Annotated in this window: 21 protein-coding genes; 12 read left to right on the top strand and 9 right to left on the bottom strand. The window is 62.8% G+C overall.

The annotated features are described in order from the left end of the window. Nucleotides 1-164 precede the first annotated feature (164 nt). Nucleotides 165-1538, top strand: coding sequence for a cryptochrome/photolyase family protein (locus AC07U1_RS18555; RefSeq protein WP_495177980.1), 1374 nt, complete (start codon nt 165-167; stop codon nt 1536-1538). An 18-nt stretch (nt 1539-1556) separates the two neighbouring features. Here AC07U1_RS18555 and AC07U1_RS18550 read toward each other — a convergent pair whose 3' ends face one another. Continuing rightward, nucleotides 1557-1895, bottom strand: coding sequence for a putative quinol monooxygenase (locus tag AC07U1_RS18550; RefSeq protein WP_495177981.1), 339 nt, complete (start codon nt 1893-1895; stop codon nt 1557-1559). Then, the gene (locus tag AC07U1_RS18545) at nt 1892-2314 is read right to left on the bottom strand and encodes a nuclear transport factor 2 family protein (protein ID WP_495197775.1); all 423 of its coding nucleotides are present in this window, start codon (nt 2312-2314) and stop codon (nt 1892-1894) included. Before AC07U1_RS18545 ends, AC07U1_RS18550 begins: the two co-directional genes overlap by 4 nt. 219 nt (nt 2315-2533) lie before the next feature. Between AC07U1_RS18545 and AC07U1_RS18540 the strand changes: the two genes are divergently transcribed. Next, complete coding sequence (locus AC07U1_RS18540) at nt 2534-3088, top strand: fasciclin domain-containing protein (RefSeq protein WP_242777674.1); 555 nt, start codon at nt 2534-2536, stop codon at nt 3086-3088. A 60-nt stretch (nt 3089-3148) separates the two neighbouring features. Here the strand turns inward: AC07U1_RS18540 and hemH are convergent, their stop codons facing one another. Beyond that, the gene (gene hemH / locus AC07U1_RS18535; protein ID WP_495177983.1) at nt 3149-4117 is read right to left on the bottom strand and encodes a ferrochelatase; all 969 of its coding nucleotides are present in this window, start codon (nt 4115-4117) and stop codon (nt 3149-3151) included. 423 nt (nt 4118-4540) lie between these two features. On the opposite strand from hemH, the gene AC07U1_RS18530 reads away from it, so the two are divergent. After that, nucleotides 4541-5020, top strand: coding sequence for an Hsp20 family protein (locus tag AC07U1_RS18530; protein ID WP_495177984.1), 480 nt, complete (start codon nt 4541-4543; stop codon nt 5018-5020). Between the two features lie 98 nt (nt 5021-5118). Here AC07U1_RS18530 and AC07U1_RS18525 read toward each other — a convergent pair whose 3' ends face one another. Next, the gene (locus AC07U1_RS18525; RefSeq protein WP_495177985.1) at nt 5119-5388 is read right to left on the bottom strand and encodes an usg protein; all 270 of its coding nucleotides are present in this window, start codon (nt 5386-5388) and stop codon (nt 5119-5121) included. Continuing rightward, nucleotides 5385-5612 carry a hypothetical protein gene (locus AC07U1_RS18520; protein ID WP_495177986.1) on the bottom strand — a complete coding sequence of 76 codons (228 nt, stop codon included), beginning with the start codon at nt 5610-5612 and terminating at the stop codon, nt 5385-5387. Before AC07U1_RS18520 ends, AC07U1_RS18525 begins: the two co-directional genes overlap by 4 nt. Before the next feature lie 260 nt (nt 5613-5872). On the opposite strand from AC07U1_RS18520, the gene groES reads away from it, so the two are divergent. From groES to AC07U1_RS18495, 5 genes are all read left to right on the top strand, one after another. Beyond that, nucleotides 5873-6187 (top strand): co-chaperone GroES, encoded by a 315-nt coding sequence (groES, locus tag AC07U1_RS18515; RefSeq protein WP_495177987.1) that lies wholly within the window; start codon nt 5873-5875, stop codon nt 6185-6187. A gap of 45 nt (nt 6188-6232) precedes the next feature. After that, the gene (gene groL, locus AC07U1_RS18510; protein ID WP_495177988.1) at nt 6233-7852 is read left to right on the top strand and encodes a chaperonin GroEL; all 1620 of its coding nucleotides are present in this window, start codon (nt 6233-6235) and stop codon (nt 7850-7852) included. A 280-nt stretch (nt 7853-8132) separates the two neighbouring features. Beyond that, the gene (folE, locus tag AC07U1_RS18505) at nt 8133-8732 is read left to right on the top strand and encodes a GTP cyclohydrolase I FolE (RefSeq protein ID WP_136172900.1); all 600 of its coding nucleotides are present in this window, start codon (nt 8133-8135) and stop codon (nt 8730-8732) included. Between the two features lie 115 nt (nt 8733-8847). Further along, nucleotides 8848-10089, top strand: a complete 1242-nt coding sequence (gene trpB / locus AC07U1_RS18500) for a tryptophan synthase subunit beta (protein WP_495178468.1) — start codon at nt 8848-8850, stop codon at nt 10087-10089. Nucleotides 10090-10165: 76 nt separating this feature from the next. Continuing rightward, nucleotides 10166-10513, top strand: coding sequence for a response regulator (locus AC07U1_RS18495; RefSeq protein WP_136172898.1), 348 nt, complete (start codon nt 10166-10168; stop codon nt 10511-10513). Nucleotides 10514-10548: 35 nt separating this feature from the next. On the opposite strand, the gene AC07U1_RS18490 is transcribed toward AC07U1_RS18495, so the two are convergent. Further along, a complete protein-coding gene (locus AC07U1_RS18490; protein ID WP_495197812.1) occupies nt 10549-10641 on the bottom strand; it encodes a hypothetical protein in 93 nt (30 codons plus the stop codon). A 90-nt stretch (nt 10642-10731) separates the two neighbouring features. On the opposite strand from AC07U1_RS18490, the gene AC07U1_RS18485 reads away from it, so the two are divergent. Next, nucleotides 10732-11094 (top strand): hypothetical protein, encoded by a 363-nt coding sequence (locus tag AC07U1_RS18485; protein WP_495197774.1) that lies wholly within the window; start codon nt 10732-10734, stop codon nt 11092-11094. Between the two features lie 429 nt (nt 11095-11523). Here the strand turns inward: AC07U1_RS18485 and AC07U1_RS18480 are convergent, their stop codons facing one another. The 3 genes from AC07U1_RS18480 to AC07U1_RS18470 form a co-directional block, all read right to left on the bottom strand. Continuing rightward, nucleotides 11524-11910 carry an MAPEG family protein gene (locus AC07U1_RS18480; protein WP_495177991.1) on the bottom strand — a complete coding sequence of 129 codons (387 nt, stop codon included), beginning with the start codon at nt 11908-11910 and terminating at the stop codon, nt 11524-11526. A gap of 127 nt (nt 11911-12037) precedes the next feature. After that, on the bottom strand, nt 12038-12781 hold the full coding sequence (locus AC07U1_RS18475; protein ID WP_495178469.1) for an SDR family NAD(P)-dependent oxidoreductase: 744 nt from the start codon (nt 12779-12781) through the stop codon (nt 12038-12040). Between the two features lie 17 nt (nt 12782-12798). Further along, nucleotides 12799-13230 (bottom strand): DoxX family protein, encoded by a 432-nt coding sequence (locus AC07U1_RS18470; RefSeq protein WP_495177992.1) that lies wholly within the window; start codon nt 13228-13230, stop codon nt 12799-12801. 144 nt (nt 13231-13374) lie between these two features. On the opposite strand from AC07U1_RS18470, the gene AC07U1_RS18465 reads away from it, so the two are divergent. From AC07U1_RS18465 to AC07U1_RS18455, 3 genes are all read left to right on the top strand, one after another. Continuing rightward, entirely contained in the window at nt 13375-13725 is a 351-nt protein-coding gene (locus tag AC07U1_RS18465) for a winged helix-turn-helix transcriptional regulator (RefSeq protein ID WP_495197773.1), read from the top strand. Between the two features lie 563 nt (nt 13726-14288). Further along, entirely contained in the window at nt 14289-16079 is a 1791-nt protein-coding gene (locus AC07U1_RS18460) for an HsdM family class I SAM-dependent methyltransferase (protein WP_495177994.1), read from the top strand. Next, a complete protein-coding gene (locus AC07U1_RS18455) occupies nt 16076-17140 on the top strand; it encodes a BsuBI/PstI family type II restriction endonuclease (protein ID WP_495177995.1) in 1065 nt (354 codons plus the stop codon). Before AC07U1_RS18460 ends, AC07U1_RS18455 begins: the two co-directional genes overlap by 4 nt. The last annotated feature ends 20 nt before the right edge of the window (nt 17141-17160 follow it).

The raw sequence follows: 17160 nt of genomic DNA, 5'->3' as shown, positions 1-17160 counted from the left end.
ACGCCATGTCGCACCGCCCAACCTTCCCCTTGCTCGCGCTCGCAAAGCGGCTCTTCATTGCCTGGACTTCCCAAAAGGCCATCTTTTGCGGAGGTCGGAGCCTGCCAGATGAGGAAATCCGCGCTCGCCAGCACCACAGCCCGCCAAAAAAGGGAACCGTCGCCATGCCGCCCGCCATATTGTGGCTCCGTCAGGACCTCCGCATCACCGACCATCCGGCGCTCCTCGCGGCGATCGCCGAAGGTCCGGTCATTCCGCTCTACATATTGGACGACGAGAGCCCCGGAACGCGCGCGATCGGCGGCGCGCAGCGCTGGTGGCTCCATCACAGCCTCACCGCGCTCGATGCGAGCCTTCGCAAACGCGGCAGCCGGCTCGTCCTGCGCCGCGGCCCTGCCGCCGAAATACTCGAACGCGTCGCGGCGGAAGCCGAGAGCACAAGGGTTCACGCGACCCGCGGCTACGAGCCTTGGTGGCGGCGCTGCGAAGACGCGCTGGACGCCAGGCTTGCGCTGCGGCTCCATGGCGGCAATTATCTCGCGCCGCCCGAGAGTATCACCAATGCGCAAGGCGCCCGCTACCGCGTTTTCACGCCTTGGTATCGCGCGCTTCTGGGGCGCATGCCGCCCGCCCTTCCCTATGCGGCGCCCGACCATATTCCGGCGCCTGGCGTCTGGCCGGCGTCGGACAATCTTGCCGATTGGGGGCTGACCCCGACCAGCCCCGACTGGACCACAGGATTTGGCGACTGGAGCCCGGGCGAGAAGGGCGCCTGGCGGGCGCTGCGCGACTGGCTGCCGCTTGCCCGCGACTATAAGTCCCGTCGCGATTTTCCCTCGCTCCCCGCGACATCGCGGCTGTCGCCGCATCTTCATTTCGGCGAAATAAGCCCCCGGTCGATCTGGCATGCTCTCGGCGAGCGCGACGACGCGGGTGCCGAAACCTTTCGGTCGGAGCTCGGCTGGCGCGAACATGGCATCAACCTCGTCGACCAGATGTCCGATTATGGCGATCGAAACGGGCGCCCTACCTTCGATAATTTCGACTGGCGGAGCGGCCCCGAAGCCGACCGGGACTTTGCTGCCTGGACCCGGGGACGGACCGGCTACCCGGTGGTCGACGCGGGCATGCGCGAGCTCTGGCACACGGGCTGGATGCACAACCGCGTGCGGATGGTCACCGCCTCCTTCCTCGTCAAACATCTGCTGATCGACTGGCGCCGCGGTGAACGCTGGTTCTGGGACACGCTGCTCGACGCCGATCTCGGGTCGAATGCAATGAACTGGCAATATGTCGCGGGCACCGGCGTCGACGCGCCGGTCTTCTCGCGCATCATGTCGCCGCTGCTCCAGAGCGGGCGGTTCGCGATGGGCGATTATGTCCGCACTTATGTTCCGGAGCTTGCACATCTGTCGGATGCCGAGATCACCGCCGCCCATGGACAGGAGGCCGGGGTGCCCGCCTATCCCGCGCCGCTTATCGACCATGAGGCGGCGCGGGCGCGCGCCCTGACTGCCTGGGAAGCGCTGCGCCGCTAGCGAACGAGGACCACCAAGCTAGTCGAAGGCGGCGCTTGCCACGCCGTGGCTGTTGTAAACAGGGCCTTCGCGCGACACACCGAACTTGCGGCTTGAGGAGGAACGTACACCAAACGCGCCGATATGCCCCAGCATTCCCCTGTACTGCGGCCCGGCCAGATGCGCTGCGAGCGCAGCTTCGCCGTCCCATTCCTCGAACACGTGAATGCGCGTCGCCACATGCGGATCGAGGGTCCAAGCGTAAGCGAGACAGCCCGACTGCTCAAGCGCGCCTTCGATCCAGCCGCGCGCGCCCGCCAGCGCCTCTCCGCGCGTCTCGGGATCGATATCGATGACCGCCTGGATCAGGATCTTCATGACTGCACCTCACTTTTTGAAAGCTGCGGCAACGGCCGAAACCGCCGCTCTGCAAACAGCCACCGGCCATCAATCCGGCGGCAGACATCGTCATAGATCCCAAGGGTCCGGTGAAGGGTGCCCTCGCGCAGGAAGATTTCCTCGGTGTAGGACCGCATGGCCGCAGTCTCGCCATGGACCTCGATCGAACCCGGCCAGGCGCGAAAGACAATGTCGGGAAAGGCGCGCATCGCCGCGCGCCAGGTGTTGACGATCTTCGCCTTGCCCTCGAAGATCCCGAAACCCGGAAGCGACCATCGGCCGCCTTCGTCCCAAGTCGCGGCCCAGGCCTCGCTGTCGGCCCGGTTGACCGCATCGGCATAGGCGTCGAGCAGGTCGCGAAGCGCCAGCCGGTCTTCGAACGACCCCTCAAACGGCATGGAAGCCCCCTTTTCGCCCGGCTGCGTCGATGGTCCAGCCTGCCGCCGGTTTGCCTGCCGCTGATGGGAGGGAGAACTGCCGTTATCGCTAGCGGCGAAGGGCCGCGGAGGGCGGGCCGGATAACCCGCCCCAAAGGACAGGTCGCCCCGGCGGGGCGGCGCGCCTAATTTCATGCCCGTCCTATCCCCCCGGGACGAACATTCGAAAAGGAATGACCAATGGCTATTTCCCGTATCTCTCTTTCGCTCGCCGCAGCAGCGCTCGCGCTCGCCGGCGGCATTGCAGCCGCCAAGAACCCGATGGTCGGCGGCGCCGCGATGTATGAGACCAAGACCATCGTCGAAAATGCCGCCAATTCGAAAGATCACACGACGCTGGTCGCGGCGGTCAAGGCCGCTGGCCTCGCCGAGACCCTTTCGGGAGCCGGCCCGTTCACGGTCTTTGCGCCTACCAACGCTGCCTTTGCCAAGCTTCCCGCCGGCACCGTCGATACGCTGCTCAAGCCCGAGAACAAGGCGATGCTGACGGGCATATTGACCTATCATGTCGTGCCGGGCCGCCTGACCGCGACCGATATTGCCGCGCAGGCCAAGGCCAATGGCGGCAAGGCGGTGCTTACCACGGTGCAGGGCGCCATGCTCACCGTCTGGGAGAAGGATGGCAGCTGGTATGTGAGCGACGCCAAGGGCGGCACGGCGAAGATCGGCCCTGCCGACGTTCTTCAGTCGAACGGCGTGATCCACGTCATCGACGGCGTGCTGCTTCCCGCCTAATGACCTGTCGGGGCTGCGCGACGCTTGTTAGCGCAGCGCGGCCCCGACAATCAAAAGCCCTCAAAGCCAGCCCGAAAGCTCGCTCCTTATCAGGGCGGCGAGCATATCCATCCCGACATCGCTATCGTTGAGACAGGGCACATAAGCGAAATGGCGTCCGCCGGCGGCAAGGAACTGCTCGCGTCCGCGGATGGCGATTTCCTCGAGGGTTTCGAGGCAATCCGCGGCGAATCCCGGCGCGATCACGGCCACCGACCGGCCTTCGCGCCCTAGCGTTTCGAGCATCATGTCGGTTGCCGGCGTCAGCCATTTGGCCTGGCCGAAGCGCGACTGAAAGCTCGGAATAACATTCTTCCCCAGAACTTCGCCCAACCGACGCGCGGTCTTGAGGCACATGCAGTGATAGGGATCGCCGAGACGAAGGGTGCGCTCGGGCATGCCGTGGAAGCTCGCGACGATCGTATCGGGCATAAAGTCGAGGCCGCCGATCGCACGTCCGAGCGACGACGCCAGCGCCTCGACATGGCGATCGTCATCATAATAGGGCGGAAGGACACGCAGCGCCGGCTGCCAGCGCAGGCGCGCCATATGCGCCTGGACCGCATCGCCAACGCTCCCGGTCGTCGCGGCGCAATATTGAGGATAAAGAGGCGCAACGAGAATGCGGCGACATCCTGCCGCAAGAAGCGCGTCGATGCCATCCGCGATCGAGCTGCTGCCATAGCGCATCGCATGCGCAACCACAGCGTCACCTCCCAGCGAAGCCTGAAGAGCCCTTGCTTGGCGGCGGGTGATCGCTGCAAGCGGCGAGCCTTCTGACGTCCAGATTTCGCGGTAGGCCCGCGCCGATTTCCGCGGCCGAACGGCAAGGACGATCCCGCGCAGGATCGGTTGCCAGATCAGCGAGGGCAGTTCGACAACGCGCCGGTCGGAAAGAAATTCCGCGAGATAGCGCCGAACCGCACGGCTCGTCGGCGCGTCGGGCGTCCCGAGATTTACGAGAAGCACGCCGATGCGGTCGACCGGCACGGCGGGGTGCCCCGCCGGAAACGGGGCGGGCTCCGGATCTAAGTAACGATCCCCGATTTCAGACGTTACCAGAGGCCCTTCGACAGTCATTGCAATCTCCGCGGACAGGACGCCTCGCGGCGACCGTGCCCCGCGACCTTGATCGCATGTCTCCGACTTGCCCCTCGCCGCCAAGCTGCACCAATGGGCAGACTGGATGCCATTTCCCGCATGCCCGCAGGCGCCCCGAAGTTCGGGAACCGCGCTGGCTGCCGCGACACGTCAGTCGACTTTCCGGGCGGCCCCACGCTCTTGAAACGGCAAAACGGCTTTCCTAACTCATTCCCGGACGCGGGATTTTCCGCGTCCTAGGACAGAGAGAGCGCCGGCTCTAAGTCCCGGCGCATCTCATGCCCGAATTGCTTCAATCAGGAGGATTTGGAAATGAGAACCGATTTTGACTTCACCCCCTACCGCCGCTCGACGGTGGGCTTCGATCATCTCTTCGACCTGCTCGAGAAGGGGCAGCGCGGCGAGACGTCGGACGGCTTTCCTGCTTTCGACATCGTGCGCGACGCCGACGACCGTTTCCGCGTCACGCTGGCGGTGCCCGGTTTCAAGGCCGACGAGATCGAGATCGTCGCGCAGCAGAACCAGCTCAGCGTCACGGGCAAGCCGGCCGAGGAGGATGCGACACGCGCCTATCTCCACCGCGGCATCGCCCGCCGCGCGTTCGAGCGCCGCTTCCAGCTTGCCGACTATATCGAGGTCGGGCGCGCGAGCTTCGCCGACGGGCTGCTCACGATCGAACTGAGCCGCGTCGTCCCAGAGGCGATGAAGCCGCGCAAGATCGAGATCGGCAGCAGTGCCGACAAGCCGCAGCGGATCGAAGCGCCGAAGAATAAGGCGCTCGAGAACGCCTGAGCTAGACAAGGAGGCACGCCAGGAGCGTGCCTCCTTTTTTCATGGAAGCGCGATACCCGACGACCGCCTCCGCGCGCCGCAAGCGCCCAAATCTGCTGCTAATCGAGCGATCTGACGATATCCGCCGCGCGCCACTCGGCGGGCCCGATCAGCGCGTGGTGCGCGATCCGCACCGAGTGGAGGGCGGCTTCGATCTGGCGCCTCCACATGGCAAGAAAATCGAACAGCACCGGGAAGTCCGGCGGCAGATCATAGTCCTGCCAGACGAAGAGCTGGAGCAGCGAGGGATGATCGGGCCGGTAATAATGGATCTCGGCGGTTGTCAGCCCATAGCCGTCCAGCTGCGCGATCAGCGCCCGGTCGGTCATGGCGCGCGCGCCTCGCCGCCGTCGAGCGACCGGAGCGCGGCGAGCACATCGTCGATCGGCACGGCGCGGCGCGCGCCGGGCGGCTTTCGGAGCGCGGGCTTGTTGCGGACCGCCGAGTGGTCCGATGCCCAGGATGCCAGAAGTGCGCGCTTGACCTCGGGCTCGAGGCTCGGGTGACGCGCCACGTCGAAGGGGTGAAGAAAACGGGAAAATGGCTCGGACATGATCGTGCCTCCTTCCTTGTAGCCTTTCCTTTCCTGTCGTGCGGCAGGCTGCCGCGACCAGAGATTTTGGAAAGGAAGCGAGTCGAGTCAAGAGGTGTCAGCCCCTTGATAAGGGGCATTTGTTTTGCGCTGGCGCGAATGCGAAAAAATTTTCGCCGACCCTCTTGAAGTAAAAAATTCCGCTTCCTAGCTCATCGGCGCCGCGCGTCCCGGACAGGCGCGCCGGCTTATCATATCGTTATGCAACATGGAGGTTATGCATGCATTTCCGTCCCTTGCACGACCGTGTGGTCGTCCGCCGCATCGAAGCCGAGGAGAAGACCTCGGGCGGCATCATCATTCCCGACACCGCCAAGGAAAAGCCGCAGGAAGGCGAAGTCGTCGCCGTCGGCCCGGGCACCCGCGCCGAGGACGGCACCATCGCCGCGCTCGACGTCAAGGCCGGCGACCGGATTCTGTTCGGCAAATGGTCGGGCACCGAAGTCCGCATCGACGGCGAGGAACTGCTCATCATGAAGGAGAGCGACATCCTCGGCGTCATCGAGCAGGCCGAGGCGCTCAAGCAGGCGGCGTAACGCCTATTCATCACCCACTGAAAGGACAGCAAGAAGGAGGTCAAAATGGCTGCCAAGGAAGTGAAATTTGCGTCGGACGCACGTGATCGCATGTTGCGCGGCGTGGATACGCTTGCGAATGCAGTGAAGGTCACGCTCGGGCCGAAGGGCCGCAACGTCGTGATCGACAAGAGCTTCGGCGCGCCGCGCATCACCAAGGACGGCGTCACCGTCGCCAAGGAAATCGAGCTTGCCGACAAGTTCGAAAATATGGGCGCGCAGATGCTGCGCGAGGTCGCGAGCAAGCAGAACGACAAGGCCGGCGACGGCACGACGACCGCCACCGTGCTCGCGCAGGCGATCGTCCGCGAAGGCTCGAAGGCGGTCGCCGCGGGCATGAACCCGATGGACGTCAAGCGCGGCATCGACCTTGCCGTGAATACCGTCGTCGAGGACCTGAAAGCGCATGCCAAAACGGTCGAGGCGAACAGCGAAATCGCGCAGGTCGCGACGATCTCGGCAAATGGCGACGAAGAGGTCGGCAAGATCCTCGCGGAAGCGATGGAGAAGGTCGGCAACGAAGGCGTGATCACGGTCGAGGAAGCGAAGAGCCTCGCGACCGAACTCGAAACGGTCGAGGGCATGCAGTTCGATCGCGGCTATCTCTCGCCCTATTTCATTACCAATGCCGAGAAGCTGAAGGTCGAACTCGACGATCCGTACATCCTCATTCACGAGAAGAAGCTGTCGAACCTGCAGGCGATGCTGCCGCTCCTCGAGAGCGTCATCCAGTCGGGCCGGCCGCTGCTGATCATCGCCGAGGATATCGAGGGCGACGCGCTTGCGACGCTCGTCGTCAATCGCCTGCGCGGCGGGCTCAAGGTCGCCGCCGTCAAGGCGCCGGGCTTTGGCGATCGCCGCAAGGCTATGCTCGAGGATATCGCGGTGCTCACCGGCGGCAATGTCGTCAGCGAGGAACTCGGCATCAAGCTCGAGAGCGTCACGATCAACATGCTCGGCCGCGCGAAGAAGGTCGTCATCGACAAGGATAATACGACGATCGTCGATGGCGTCGGCGCGAAGTCGGATATCGACGGCCGTATCGCGCAGATCCGCCAGCAGATCGGGACGACGACCAGCGACTATGACCGCGAGAAGCTGCAGGAGCGGCTTGCCAAGCTCGCGGGCGGTGTCGCGGTGATCCGTGTCGGCGGCGCGACCGAGGTCGAGGTCAAGGAGAAGAAGGACCGCGTCGACGACGCGCTCCACGCGACCCGCGCGGCGGTCGAGGAAGGCATCCTGCCCGGCGGCGGAATCGCGCTGCTGCGCTCGCTGAAGGCGCTCGAAGGCCTTAAGGCCGCAAACGACGACCAGCAGTCGGGCATCGACATCGTCCGCCGCGCACTCCGCGCCCCGGCGCGCCAGATCGCCGACAATGCCGGCGAGGACGGCGCATGGATCGTCGGCAAGCTCCTCGAAAGCGAGGAGTATAGCTGGGGCTTCAACGCCGCCACCGGCGAGTATCAGGACCTCGTCAAGGCCGGCGTGATCGATCCCGCGAAGGTCGTGCGCACCGCGCTTCAGGATGCCGCGTCGGTCGCGTCTCTGCTGATCACCACGGAGGCGCTCGTCGCCGAGCTGCCGAAGGAAGAGAAGGCCGCGCCGATGCCGGCGATGGATTTCTGACAGACCGGGGGCGGCGGGCCACCGCCGCCCCCGCATTTCCATACCGCCCTATTCACCAGCCGCCGCGCACCGCGCCACGCCTCGTCAAGCGAGCGGAGGGCATTTCTGCGTTCCGGGGCTCACCCGAGGTTCGTGCACGAAACGGGCTTCCAACCGGCGATCTGCCCCAAGGGACATGTTGCGACGCCATGCTGCGCTCGGGCATGCGCCGATCCGGCGGTCCACCTCCCTCTCCTCCCCTCCCGGAACGCCAACACTTCGCCGTCAGGAGGCCAGGACCATGCTTCACGTGCCCCCTTCCAGCCCCACCGTTGACGGCGCGATACCCCCCGAGGTTCTCGCTTCGGTGGAGACGCTGCTGCGCTGGGTCGGGGAGGATCCTCATCGCGAAGGCCTGCTCGACACACCGAAGCGCGTCGCGCGTGCCTGGAAGGATTATTGCCAAGGGTATGACGAGGATCCGGCGGTGCATCTCTCGCGCACCTTCGAAGAGGTCGGCGGCTATGACGAGATCGTCTTGCTGCGCGACATCCCGTTCCAGTCGCATTGCGAGCATCATATGGCGCCGATCACCGGAAAGGCGTCGATCGCCTACCTCCCCCGCGACCGCGTCGTCGGCATCTCCAAGCTCGCGCGCGTGCTGAACGGCTATGCGCGCCGGCTGCAGGTGCAGGAGCGGCTGACCGCCGAGGTCGCCCGATGCATCTGGGACAATCTCCGTCCGCACGGCGTCGCCGTGGTGATCGACGCCCAGCATGGCTGCATGACCGGGCGCGGCGTGCGCACGCCCGGCGTCGGCATGATCACGAGCCGGCTCCTCGGCTGCTTCCTCGACGACCAGCGGAGCCGCAAGGAAGTGCTCGCACTGATGGGCTATTGATGCGCCGGTCGAGAATCCGGACCGGTCTCGCGAGCGTTACCCGCCCCCATGAGGCGCTCGCCAGAATTCTGTGCGGCGGCGCCTCGCGCGGGTCTCCTGCCGGGATTGCACCGACATGACGCGGTCTCCACAACCATCCGACGATCTTGGTCATATTCCGAACAGCTTGCGTGGGCAGCCGGATGAAGCGGGTCATTTCGGGAAATTCGGGGGCCGCTTCGTCCCCGAAACGCTCATGCCCCTCATCCTCGATCTGGAGCGCGAATATCGAGCCGCAAAGCGCGACCCGGCCTTCCAGGCCGAGTTCGACGACCTGCTCGAACATTATGTCGGCCGTCCCAGTCCGCTATACTTCGCGCCGCGCTTGACGTCCGCGCTCGGCGGCGCTCAGATCTGGTTCAAGCGCGACGAACTCAATCACACCGGCGCCCACAAGATCAACAATTGCGTCGGCCAGATCCTGCTGGCGATCCGGATGGGCAAGACCCGCATCATCGCGGAAACGGGCGCGGGCCAGCACGGGGTGGCTACTGCAACCGTCTGCGCGCGCTTTGGCCTGCCCTGCGTCGTCTATATGGGCGCCGCCGATATCGCGCGCCAGGCGCCCAATGTCTTCCGCATGAAGCTGCTGGGCGCCGAGGTCGTGCCCGTCACGGCCGGCGCCGCGACCCTCAAGGACGCGATGAACGAGGCGCTGCGCGACTGGGTCGCCCATGTCGAGGACACCTTCTACATCATCGGCACCGCAGCCGGTCCCCACCCCTATCCGGAGCTTGTGCGCGATTTCCAGAGCGTGATCGGAAGGGAAGCGCGGGCCCAGATGCTGGCCCGTGCCGGCCGCGTACCCGATCTCCTGGTCGCCGCGATCGGCGGCGGATCGAATGCGATCGGTCTCTTTCACCCGTTCCTCGACGACCCGATGGTCAAGATGCTCGGCGTCGAGGCCGCCGGCTATGGCCTCGACAAAGCACACGCCGCGTCACTGGCCGGCGGGCGTCCCGGCATTCTTCACGGCAACAAGACCTATCTGCTGCAGGATGACGACGGGCAGATCGTCGAAGGGCATTCGATCAGCGCTGGCCTCGATTATCCCGGCATCGGCCCCGAGCATGCATGGCTCAAGGACATCGGACGGGTAGACTATGCCTCCGCGACCGACGCCGAAGCGCTCGAGGCGTTCCAGCTGCTTTGCAGAACAGAGGGTATCATCCCGGCGCTTGAGCCCAGTCACGCCGTTGCCGCCGTTGCCAGGATCGCGCCGACGATGCCGAAAGATAGTATCATCATCGTCAACATGTGCGGACGAGGGGACAAGGACATATTCTCCGTGGCCCAGCATCTCGGCGTGGAACTTTGAGCGCGACGAAAGGTAGGGGCACGGGACGTGTGATCGAAGACACTAGCGCTGCAGATTTCGGATCTATGAGGGACGGATGATGATAAGGGTGTTTCTTGTAGAAGACGATCCGCTGGTGGCGATGATGCTTGAGGGGTATCTCGACGTGCTTGGACACGAGATCGTGGTAACCGCAGCGACCGTCGCGGAGGCGCTGGATCTCGTCGCGAAGCGAGATTTCGACCTCGCAATATTGGATGTTCACCTTGCCGATGGCAAAACGAGCGAGGCGGTCGCTGCCGCGTTGAGCGATGCCGGGAAGGCTTTCATAGCGACGAGCGGAGATGCGACGATCATGGCGGCTGAATTTGATGGCCGGCCAGTTCTTCGCAAACCTTTCAGGATTGCCGAGCTCGAACGGGCAATCGCCGCTATAACGGGGTAGCCCGCGGTCACAGGCCGGAGCCTGCTCGACGGTCGTTATTCGGGCGCGACTTGGTGACGGGCCATGTGCGGCATGAAATCCATCTTGCCTATGGCAACACCTGCGTTGCGCAGCGGCGAGTAAGCCATCGTCACATGAAAGTAGAAATTTGGCATGATCCAGTCGCGGACTCAAAGCCGCGATTGCAGCAGCATCATTCTCGTGGCAGATTGTCGTCGATGGGGTCGTTTCGCACTTTTTTGATCATCCTTTGGCTGGCGCTGGCCGCCTACACCGCTGTAGTCATTTCCCGCCATGGCCTTGGATTGTTACCGATCTTTTTCGGAGACGTGGCGAAGCTGGGATGGCCCGGGCAGTTCAACCTCGATTTTCTCTGCTTTCTCATCCTCTCTGCGCTTTGGACGGCTTGGCGGAATGGATTCAGTGCGATCGCCCTGCTCCTCGCGTTCATCGCCTTTTTCGGAGGCGCGGGTTTCCTGCTTCCCTACCTCGTCTTTCTCACAGTTCGTGAACGAGGAAACATGCCCCGGGTGCTGATCGGCGCGCGAACCCGAAGAGATGAGCCTTACAGCGGACGATGAGCGCGACGGCATTTCGCCGTCATCGAACGAACTGCGCTTCTCGCGGCGCCGCTTGGCCGGTAGCGGTCCTTCCGGTTTTAGGAGGTGCCGACGGGAAAGCTGCCTGATGCAGATGTTCCTGTGGGAAAGCATCCAATGCCACCTTATCGCCTAGATCGGCATCTGCGCCAGGGACAGATTCATCATCAGTGCTGCCAAGATCGATCCGCGCATTTGCGCGATCGCATCAGTCAGCGGGCAAGCGCCAGCCGCAACGCCCTCAACCGCGCTAGCGCTAAATCGCGAAGGCGGCCGACCAGCGGTGGAGCAAGTTCGGAGGCGGCGCGACAGACTGCACCGTCGGCACGGTCCACGCGCTTCGGCGGAAACGAAACCGATCGAACGCGAGTTCTACGATTTCAACCATCGGCGCGGCATCCTAGGGAGCAGTCATAACGCGACGTTGACGATCAAGCCTCCCGCAGCGCAAAGCAACGCCAGATAGGTGAAGATCATGCCGAAGCCGCGCACCGGCCCCGAAGCAGTCAGCATGCCAACCCCGTGCAACGCTCGGCCGAGGACCAGCATCGTCGCAATCGTCAAGACGAGCCATAAGGGTGCAGCTTGAGCCTCGGCCAGCGCGACGGTCATAAGTCCAAGTGGAACATATTCGATGAAATTGCCCTGCGCACGGATACGTCGGCGCAGAACGTCATCGGCGCTGTCGCCGACCATATCGCCAACCTTCATACGGCGCAGTGAAATCGGAAATGAAAGAGCGACGAGTGCGACCGCGAAAGCGGCCGCCAGCAACGATGTGACGGGAAGTACGGCCATAGGGGTTCCTCAAGGGTCAAAGTGATGAATTGGATGAAGCGAGGCCGGGCCTTCCGGAAAAAGGAATCAACGTCCTTCGCTGGGTCCGCAAAGCCCTTCGATATGCGGCCTTTGCAGGTCCGTCGGCTCAGCGTGCGCCGTCGATGATCATGCCGCCGTCGGGCGTCAGGCTGTAGCCAGTGATGAACTGCGCATCCTTGGTGGCGAGAAACAGGATGACCGGCGCGATGTCCTGTTCGGGCGATCCATTGCGATCGAACACATTGGGCAAGGGCGGCCTGTCGCTGCCGAAGGTATCGGCGATCGGCATGACATTGTTCACGGTGATTCCGTCGGCGCCCCATTCGCGGGCGGCCACCCGTGTGAGCGCGCGGACAGCTTCCTTGGCCATGCCATAGGGCGCGTAGCCCACCATGCCGAGGAGGCCGCCGGCGGAGCCCAGGTTAATGATGCGGCCGGCCGGGCTGACTTTGAGGTGCGGATAGGCTGCCTGCATCATGCGCAGATAGGCGATCGGTCCCATGTCGAAGTTGCGCTGCAACGTCTCGACCGACAGGTCGAGGACCGAGTACAGGGCCGCCGAGGGATCGAAGGCATTGTTGACGAGGATGTCGATGCCGCCCCAAGCCGCGACGACCTTGGCCACCGCAGCCTTGATCTGCTCGCCGTCACTGAGGTCACACTGAACCCCGAGCGCCGTACCGCCCTTCGCCTCGATATCGGCGATGACAGCGTCGATATTCGCAGGCGTCAGCGACAGGACAGCAACCTTCGCTCCCTCCGCCGCGAAAAGCTTTGCGGTGGCGCGGCCGATCCCGCGGCCTGCGCCAGCTACAATGGCAATCTTGCCGTCTAGTCGTCCCATGTTCATCTCCAATTTTTCAAGTTTTAGCGAGGCGCCACAGCAGCTGGCGCATAGGGTGAAGGCACGTCGCGAGCGGTGTTCTGCGTTGCGAACGATGCGGCGAGGAGAACCAGGCCGATGGCGGCGGGCAGCGCGCCCTTGAAACTGCGCACCCCGAGATGGGCCATTCCGGACAGGATCAGGTGATAGAGTATGCCGGCATAGGCGAGATCGCTGAGCGGCACGTTGACGCGCGAGAGGATCGCGACCGGCCCGAGGATCTTCACTACGATCATTAGCGGCACCAGATGGGCGGCATAATAGCCTAGGTCGGCCTGGGCCTTTCGGACGAAGTCCCGCTTCATCAGGTACAGAAATGCGGATGACAGATAGAGCGCCGACAAAAGAGCGGTGCTGATCCAATAGGTATAAATGGCGGCCACAAATTCTTCCTCATGGTCGAGATTGCTCGTCAAAAAGCAGGCTCTGCGCCGCGACCGATTGCTCCATCAGCCGCGTGCATGTATAGAATTTGAGGCCTATGATGAATCAGCGCAAGTAGGATGAATTTTTGACACTAAGTATGGAAATACTGACCAATGCCGGAAAATGACTTCACGATGCAGAATGAGATGCGGCGCGCTTTCGCGATGCTCTCGGGCAAATGGAAGCTCGAGATCATGTGGCTGCTCCACCAGCGGATCTATCGCTTTGGGGAGCTGCGAAAGGGAATTCCGGGGATCACGCAGCACATGCTGACCGCACAGCTACGCGAACTCGAGGCTGATGGCTTAATATCGCGCACGGTGTTCGCAGAGGTGCCTCCGCGCGTCGAATATGAAATGACATCAAAAGCTCGCGCCCTCGGGCCAATGATGGAAGCACTGACCGCTTGGTGGAGCGAACACGGAAGCAGCGTCCCGCAGAAGCCGTCGAAATCGAGCGGCCGCAATGCGAGCGATAGAGGATAACGGCCGGGCGAGTTTCGAGAAGGATTACCCTGATCGCAGTCAAATTCGCTGCCGTTTCAACCTAACTGTCCGATCCAGAAGTTGCTTCTGGTGTTGGCCGATTGCGGTCGGGCAGCTTGCGAGCCTGAGAACTTAATAACTGCCGTTCGCACCGGAGATTCTTGGATAAACCTAGGGAAGAGAGGCCGTATGTGGCTCGGTGGAGCGCAGCGGAAAAGAGAGCGGTCGCCTTTAAGGCAGGACGCCACATATGTACCGAGAGGACAGTGTCGCTCAGCAATATGCGAACATAATGGAAACAAATGCTTGCTACTGCCCAAACCCAGCGGCAAAAAGGCGCATGGACCATCGTTATACTTGGGCGCCATTGCGAGCGTGGTTTACACGGCGATCGTCCGCTTTGGCGCTTTGGACATCAGTGGAACAATGCCATGACGACCGCATCGATTCTCGGTGAGCAAACGCTTCTGCGGATCGGGAGCGCTGACAATTATCGCCGACGGAATTCCAATGGATCAATCACGCGTTTACGGTGCATTTAAACCCAGCAAAAAGAGGGCCATATGACGTCAGTCGCACATCAAACGACGACGCAAGCCGCTAAGGCAGACGTCGATTTGGACGCCTTACGCCTCGAACTGGCGCGCACGCGTTTTGTGGCCCGCGCATGGTCGCAAACGATCGCCGAGAATCGCCGCACGAACCAGGCCGCACTTTTTGCACGCGTAGCCATCGAGACCTTCGCCCGCCACGTCGCGCCCGGCATCACCCTGAGCGCGCCCTTCATCACGCCGCGCGGCAAACTCAGCGTCACGGACTGTCAGCTCGCCGCGTCGCTTGGCCGCGAAGCGGCTGCACTGCCCGTCATTGAAGGCTGTCACTTCCTGACGAGCCTCTACACCACTTTACTGCCGGGCAAGGAGCGCAGTGCCCTCGGGGCATTTTACACACCGCCGGCGCTGACGCAGCGCCTACTCGATCTCGCGAGCGAAGGCGGTGTTGACTGGGCGACCGCCCGGGTGCTTGATCCAGCTAGCGGTGGCGGCGCCTTTCTTTTGGAATCCGCCGCCCGCATGAGGCGCTCGTTGGAGGGTAGCGAGCCTGCTTTTATCCTCGCTCAGCTCGGAAACCGACTGTCAGGTTTTGAACTCGACCCTCACGCTGCCTCGCTATCCCAAGCCGCTCTTGAGATTTTCCTGTCCGACCTGCGCGCAAGCAGCGGGCGCGATATCCCGAATTTCGTGACGGTCTGCGATACGCTGGAAGAGGTACCAGAAGAGTCTTATGACTTGGTGGTTGGGAATCCACCGTACGGCCGCATCAGTCTCACGACAGTGCAGCGCGCACGCTTCGCCCGTGGGCTCTATGGTCACGCCAACCTCTACGGGGTTTTTACTGATATAGCCTTGCGGTGGACTCGGCCGGGAGGTGTGATCGCCTACCTGACGCCTACCAGCATGCTCGGTGGTCAATATTTCGGTGCACTGCGCAAACTATTAGCGGATGAGGCTCCTCCGGTAGCAATCGATTTTGTGCATGCTCGACGGGGCGTGTTCGAGGACGTGCTGCAAGAGACCCTTCTCGCGCTCTACCGGAAGGGCGGCAGCCGCCAGCGATTTCAGGTCCACTATCTGAACGTCGATAATGAGCGTGAAGCTAGACTCACCAAGAACGGCAAGGTCGGCCTGCCCGTAAACGCGTCAGCGCCGTGGCTGGCGCCGCGTGAGCCTGCTCATGTCAATCTGATCAAAGCGGCTGAAGGCATGGCCTCGCGCCTCGCCGACTGGGGCTATGGGGTTTCTACCGGGCCGCTGGTATGGAACAGGTTCAAACCAAAGATGAGGGATCGCGCGGGCCGAGGCCTGTACCCCTTGATATGGGCTGAAGCCGTGACAACAGATGGGCGGTTCGTTTTTCGCGCCGACAAGCGCAATCACTCGCCCTATTTCAAGCCAGACGCGGGTGACGACTGGCTTGTGGTAGATCGCAGCTGCGTCCTCGTGCAACGCACCACAGCCAAGGAACAGGAGCGCCGTTTAATCGCCGCTGAACTGCCGCAAACCTTTATTGACGCCCATGGCGGCGTGGTGGTCGAAAACCATCTCAACATGGTTCGCACGACCGGCGCGGCCAAGGTCTCACCAGCCACGGTGGCAGCGATGCTCAACAGCGGGATCGTTGATCAGATTTTTCGTTGCATTAGTGGAAGCGTGGCTGTCTCCGCGTTCGAGCTGGGATCCATCCCGCTGCCGTCCGCCTCGGCGATGGCGCCGGTGGAGGAGCTGATTGCAAAAGGCGCATCACCGGCTGCTATCGAACAATGCATACGCGAGCTATACGGAGTAAAGGCATGACCCTCCCTGCTCTGCTTGCATGGAATGGGATTCATGCGCGGCTTCCGTTGATATTCCCTGAGGGCTCCGCCAACCGGGAGCGTTCAATCTGGGAGATCTCGGCCAAGACCATCTTTGTGATGCTGTACGCCGGCGCTGTCGAAGGGGCCGATCGCTGGATCAGGCCCGATCAGGTCACCCGCATGAGCGATGAACAGGCCGCGCTCACGGACGACGTTGCCCGCAACGCTTGGATCAAGCTATCCATGACACCGAGCAAGACCGACGTTCCGGGCCGCTGGTATGCGGTGAACACCCGTGAATCCATCCGTGACGATACGATCCGCTATGCGCTGATCCAAAACGGGGCGGTCGTTGAACGTCCCGGTCTCTCCACAACCTCGCCTGCTGGCCGCTATGCCCTGCAAAGCGACTTCGCGGCTCTTTTCGCGCCGGAGCTGGATGAGGCGACGTTCCATGCCAAGGCGACGGCCTGGCGCGAAACCAATCTCAATGCGGGAGCGTTGGCGCGCATCGCGATCGTGCGCAAAGGCGCGGCCGGCGGCGGCGAATATGAGCTCGTCACCTTTCCTAGCGGAGAAACCCGCCGCATGTCGACAGGACCGAGCGCCGACATTTCGAAGGCCGTGATCGAAGTCTTTGCGAAGAAGTTTCTTCAGAAGCCGGGCGTTATCTCGCTCAGCGAAAGCGGTAATAAGGTCGTCGCGCGTGATGATGATCTTGCCAAAGCGATCGGATTGACGATCCCGGCTGACAAGAGTCTGCCGGATATCGTGCTAGTCGATCTTGGACCTGCACATCCGCTGCTCATTTTCGTCGAAGTCGTCCATACCGACGGCCCGGTCAACGACGCACGGAAGGCTGCGCTGTTGCAGATTGCCGAGGGCGCGGGATTCTCATCGCAGCATGTTGCCTTCATGACCGCGTTTCTTGATCGTGGCGGGCAACCATTCCGCAGGACCGTAAGCAGCCTTGCTTGGGGAAGCTACGCTTGGTTCGCGTCCGAGCCCGACAATCTCATCGTGTTCAGTGGAAAACCGCTTCAAATAGTCGGCGGGTAATGCTTCGGTTGAGGCAGGTT

Source organism: Sphingopyxis sp. GW821-FHT02C12, from assembly GCF_059421785.1.
This window is presented reverse-complemented; position numbering and strand designations above follow the sequence as displayed.